A 5,186-nucleotide genomic window follows, 5' to 3' on the forward strand; every position below is an offset into this window, starting at 1 on the left:
TCTATAGTTCATAGACAAAATATAAAAGTATCTGATACTACCCCTCCTACCTTTGTGGGAGACCTTCCTAAGGATATTACCCTACAAGAAGGAGATAATATACCTATGCAAGCCTCTCTTACGGCTACTGATGGTTGTAGCAATACAATGGTTACCCATTCAGAAAATAGAGAAGTAGAGGGAGGAAAGGTATCAAAAGTAGTATATACTTGGGTAGCTACGGATGCTTGTGGTAATAAAACTACCCATAAGCAGGTAATTACTATAGTTCCTAAATCATCCCATATCCCTGATTCAGCATCTACAGAAAGAAGAGAAGAAATCAGGGTATATAATGCTGTTTCTACCGAAAGTGGTTCAGAGAACTATTTCAAAGTAGAGTATACAGATCCTAATACACTTATTTCTGTGGTTATTTTTAATGAAATGGGACTACAAGTATATGCTTCAGATCACTATCAGGAAAATGGAGAAATATTTAGAGGATATGCTAATGTAAGTGGAGTAGTGGGAACGGGGCAACGCCTACCTTCAGGAACTTATTTTTATATACTTACCTATTTCCATAATAGGCAACAAGAAGTCAAAAAAGGATTCTTATATGTGAAGTAGAAAATACTCTTTGAGAGATATACATTGCCGCAAGAGGTGTTTTTTACTCTTACAGCAATGTATTTTCATTAATAAAGAGACTATTTGAGTAGGCTAAAACTACGTTTGACAAACTCAGTTAGAGCTTCTCCTTTGAGTAGCCCTTGAGAGAGGCGTGCTAAGTCAAAGGACTGACTGATAAGCGCCTTGCGAGCAACTTCATCTGTCGTAGAAAGGATTTGGCTTACCAAAGGACTATTCGTATTCACTACTAAGTTATACATTTCGGGGAAGCCTCCAAAGCCCATCATTCCTCCACCTACAGCCTGCATTTCTTTCATACGGCGCATAAATTCGGGTTGGGTAATACGGAAAGGAGTAGCTTCACTTTCCAAGGCTTCGGGTTGTACTGTATAAGCTGTATTATCAATAGCTGTAGTTACAAAATCCTTGAGTTTCTCAGTTTCTTCTTCTGAGAGTTTGGAAATTTGGTTTTCTTCTTTCTTAATAAGGTTCTCTATGGAATCCGCATCTACGCGCACAAATGAGGTTTTCTCATTACTTCCTTCTAGTTTCTGAATAAGGTGTGCTACAATAGGAGAGTCCAGTAGGAGCACCTCATATCCTTTTGCTTGTGCGTCGGCAATGTAGCTATGTTGTGCCTCCTTATTATTAGCATAGAGGATGACTGTTTGTCCGTCTTTATCAGTTTGTAAAGGCTTTATTTTTTCTATAAGTTCCTCAAAGGTATAGAACTTATCCTCTACAGTAGGATAAAGGGCAAATTTTTGAGCTTTCTCATAGAATTTCTCTTCAGAAAGCATTCCGTATTCAATCACAATCTTGATATCATTCCACTTTTTCTCAAAGTCCTCTCGGTTTTCCTTGAACAAAGATTGAAGCTTATCGGCTACCTTACGAGTTACATAGCTGGAAATTTTCTTTACGTTCCCATCAGCTTGTAGGTAGGAACGGGAGACATTCAGCGGAATATCAGGAGAGTCTATCACTCCACGTAGGAGGGTTAGGAACTCAGGGACAATACCTTCCACATTATCTGTTACAAATACTTGATTCTGATAGAGTTGAATTCTATCCTTTTGTAACTGCATATCATTGCTTAGCTTAGGGAAATACAAAATTCCTGTCAGGTGGAAAGGATAATCTACATTCAGGTGAATGCTGAACATAGGGTCTTCATACTGAGTAGGATATAGTTCGTGATAGAAAGCCTTATAATCCTCATCGGTAAGGTCTGATGGTTGTTTTGTCCAAGCAGGAGTAGGATTGTTGATAATGTTATCTACCTCCTTGTATTCTGTTTTATAGTCCTCAGGAGCATTCTCAGGGCGAGGAAGAGCTTCTTTACGCATTCCTAATTTGATAGGAATAGGCATAAATTTGTTATACTTCACTAAGAGCTGACGAATTTTGCTCTCTTCAAGGAACTCAGTAGAATCTTCTGCAATATGTAAGATGATTTCTGTACCGTGTCCTTCCTTTTCAATAGGTTCTATAGAATAAGCAGGAGAACCATCACATTCCCAACGTACTGCTTGACTTCCTTCTTGGTAGGAATGGGTAAGGATTTCTACCTTATCAGCCACCATAAAAGCAGAGTAAAAGCCTAGCCCAAAATGACCAATAATCCCTGCATCCTTAGCGGTATCTTTGTATTTGTTGAGAAATTCTTCAGCTCCAGAAAAGGCGATTTGGTTGATGTATTTTTCCACCTCTTCCTCAGTCATCCCTATTCCTTGGTCTATGATATGGATTTTTTTACCTTCTTTATCTACCTTTACCTCAATCAGAGGATTCCCATAAGGTACTTTTGCTTCGCCAATTTGGCAGAGATGCTTTAGTTTAAGAGTTGCATCAGTAGCATTGGAGATAAGTTCACGGAGGAAAATCTCGTGGTCGCTATACAAAAATTTTTTGATGAGTGGAAAGATATTTTCCACAGAAACATTTATCTGTCCTTTCATTAGTATCTAAATTTTATCTTTGTATAGCAAAGATAATGCCGAACTGAATAAGCTGACAAAATGACAGTAAAAAATTAAAAAGCTCTATTTTTGAAATACTAAAATAGTATCACCATTGCCGAAGGAAAGCGTTTGATTGTTGTTGCTAAAACTGAAAGGCATAGGTACTTTTTGCCCATTGGAAACGTTGTAGTAGGTGCTACCTTCTCTTGCCCAATCAAAAGTTTTTCTTTCCTCACTACCGCATTGTACATTATTATTTGGTAGGGTATAGAATATACTAAACCCCATAGAGCTTGCCACTATATCACCTCTGAAGCAGGTAGGGTTACCTGCAGGGTATTCTTTTATCTCTACTTCTCCCTTATTATTGAGTGTTTTCCGTTGTACTTTGGTAAGCCTCCAATAGCCTACCAAAGGGTCAAGGTGGCTATAATCCACTCCTTGCTTGTGGAGTACTTGTATTTCATTATCACCCTTTTTATTTTTAAAACGAAGAATAAGTTCTTTGTCTTTCATTTCGTAGTTTACAGTGGCAATATTTCCTTTTCTATCAGCAGGAGAATCTGCCCTCACAGTCAGATGAAAAACACCATTAGAAGTGGTATAATCGTAATATACAAAGTTTTCTTTGCAAGTACCCCTTTCTTCGTATAAGAGTTTGTATTTGAGTACTTTATCAGAAATCTCAACACGTGTTTGTTTTGCGCATTGGTTGGGGGCATACCAATTGTATTCGCCTAAGCTTTCTTTCAGGTTATACATCGAATGGGTATACCAATCTCCAGTAAGCGAAGTGCTACCTTCATCATTGTTATCTTTTCCACAAGAGGAAACCAATAATCCTGTGGCAACGAGTGCCGAAAAAATTAGTTTTTTCATATGATATTTGTATTATCCTCTCTCCCGTTCCCTTTCTTCCAAAGAGAGAGGGGCAATCTGGTTAAGAGGGGTTAAAAAATAATGTTTGTTGTTTATAATTTATCAGACAAGTCAGACCCCTGACCCCTAAGACCTGACCCCTATTTTACTCTGGTAAAGTAGAAGGTTACTAAACCGTTTTGGCTTTGCTTGCTGTAGGAAAGCTTGGTGTTATTTTCTGAAAACACAAGTGCCAACTCCTCTTTGTTTTGAGGATCGGTAACATCGTAATATTTATTGCCTTCTTTTACCCATTTGAAAGTTTCTACAGTCGCTTGGCATTGCCCGCTTTGGTTAGGAGCTTTATAATAGAATGAAAAGCCTAAGGAGCTACTCACTACAGTACCTTGCAAACATTCTCCTTCCTTTACAGTAGCTTCCGTTTGTCCGACAGTAGCTTTGGTCATTATCCAACGTCCTATAAAAGGATCAAGAGAACTATAGTTTACCCCTTTTTTGCGAAGGACTTGTATTTCGTCCTGTTGTCGAATATTTTTAAAGCGAAGGATAAGTTCCTTGTCCTTTATTTCATATTTTATAGAGGTTTTACCTCCTTTTCTTTCATTAGGTGAATCATCGGCAACCGTCATATCAAAAACGCCATTAGTAGCCGTATAATCGTAATATTTTGGAGTGTGTTTGCATTCAGAACCCTTTGAATAATACCATTCGTGCTTTATTTTTTTATCGGAAATAGACCAATAAGTTTTTTTAGCGCAATTGCCAGGAATTGCCCAGCTTTTTCCATTACCATCGGGGTCATTATAAATGTTGTAAAGATACCAATCCCCAGTGAGCGAAGTGCTACCTCCGCCGTTGTCGTCGTCTTTCCCGCAAGAGGAAACGAATAATGTTGTGGCAACCAGTGCCGAAAAAATTAGTTTTTTCATATAATATTTGTGTTATCCTCTCTCCCGTTCCCTCTCTCCCAAGGAGAGAGGGGCAATCTGGTTAAGAGGGGGTTAAAAAATAATGTTTAATGTTGTTTATGATTTATCGGACGAGGCGGACAAGGCAGACGCGTCTGACGATCCTGAAAGCTGTCCCCTGACACCTGAAAACTGAGAACTGACACCTATTTTACTTTGGTAAAGTAGAAGGTTACTAAACCGTTTTGGCTTTGCTTGCTGTAGGAAAGTTTGGTGTTATTTTCTGAAAACACAAGTGCCAACTCCTCTTTGTTTTGGGGATCGGTAACATCGTAATATTTATTGCCTTCTTTTACCCATTTGAAAGTTTCTACAGTCGCTTGGCATTGCCCGCTTTGGTTAGGAGCTTTATAATAGAATGAAAAGCCTAAGGAGCTACTCACTACAGTACCTTGCAAACATTCTCCTTCCTTTACAGTAGCTTCCGTTTGTCCGACAGTAGCTTTGGTCATTATCCAACGTCCTATAAAAGGATCAAGAGAACTATAGTTTACCCCTTTTTTGCGAAGGACTTGTATTTCGTCCTGTTGTCGATTATTTTTAAAGCGAAGGATAAGTTCCTTGTCCTTTATTTCGTATTTTATAGAGGCTGTTCCCCCTTTGTTTCCATTAGGAGAATCATTGGCAACCGTCATATCAAAAACGCCATTAGCAGCCGTATAATCGTAATACACTGGAGTGTATTTGCACTCAGAACCCTCTGAGTAATACCATTCGTGCTTTATTTTTTTATCGGAAATAGACCAATAAGTTTTTTTAG

5 protein-coding genes are annotated in these 5,186 nt (G+C 38.5%); 1 reads left to right on the top strand and 4 read right to left on the bottom strand.

From position 1 onward, the window contains the following. The coding region (locus RYK20_RS10575) for a gliding motility-associated C-terminal domain-containing protein (protein WP_314895392.1) at positions 1 to 612 on the top strand (612 nt) is incomplete at its 5' end. A gap of 80 nt (positions 613 to 692) precedes the next feature. On the opposite strand, the gene htpG is transcribed toward RYK20_RS10575, so the two are convergent. From htpG to RYK20_RS10595, 4 genes are all read right to left on the bottom strand, one after another. Continuing rightward, positions 693 to 2,576: a molecular chaperone HtpG gene (htpG, locus tag RYK20_RS10580; RefSeq protein ID WP_314895393.1), complete on the bottom strand. Its 1,884-nt coding sequence runs from the start codon at positions 2,574 to 2,576 to the stop codon at positions 693 to 695. 84 nt (positions 2,577 to 2,660) lie between these two features. Then, the gene (locus RYK20_RS10585) at positions 2,661 to 3,458 is read right to left on the bottom strand and encodes a lipocalin family protein (RefSeq protein ID WP_314895394.1); all 798 of its coding nucleotides are present in this window, start codon (positions 3,456 to 3,458) and stop codon (positions 2,661 to 2,663) included. A 140-nt stretch (positions 3,459 to 3,598) separates the two neighbouring features. Continuing rightward, positions 3,599 to 4,387 carry a lipocalin family protein gene (locus tag RYK20_RS10590; RefSeq protein ID WP_314895395.1) on the bottom strand — a complete coding sequence of 263 codons (789 nt, stop codon included), beginning with the start codon at positions 4,385 to 4,387 and terminating at the stop codon, positions 3,599 to 3,601. A gap of 185 nt (positions 4,388 to 4,572) precedes the next feature. Next, a partial coding sequence (locus tag RYK20_RS10595) for a hypothetical protein (protein ID WP_314895396.1) occupies positions 4,573 to 5,186 on the bottom strand: 614 nt, incomplete at its 5' end.

Source organism: uncultured Capnocytophaga sp. (assembly GCF_963525585.1).
Classification (GTDB): domain Bacteria; phylum Bacteroidota; class Bacteroidia; order Flavobacteriales; family Flavobacteriaceae; genus Capnocytophaga.

Bases quoted from the DNA above. Each gene is read 5' to 3' on its own strand.
- htpG (WP_314895393.1), bottom strand. From the start codon at position 2,576: ATGAAAGGACAGATAAATGTTTCTGTGGAAAATATCTTTCCACTCATC.
- RYK20_RS10585 (WP_314895394.1), bottom strand. From the start codon at position 3,458: ATGAAAAAACTAATTTTTTCGGCACTCGTTGCCACAGGATTATTGGTT.
- RYK20_RS10590 (WP_314895395.1), bottom strand. From the start codon at position 4,387: ATGAAAAAACTAATTTTTTCGGCACTGGTTGCCACAACATTATTCGTT.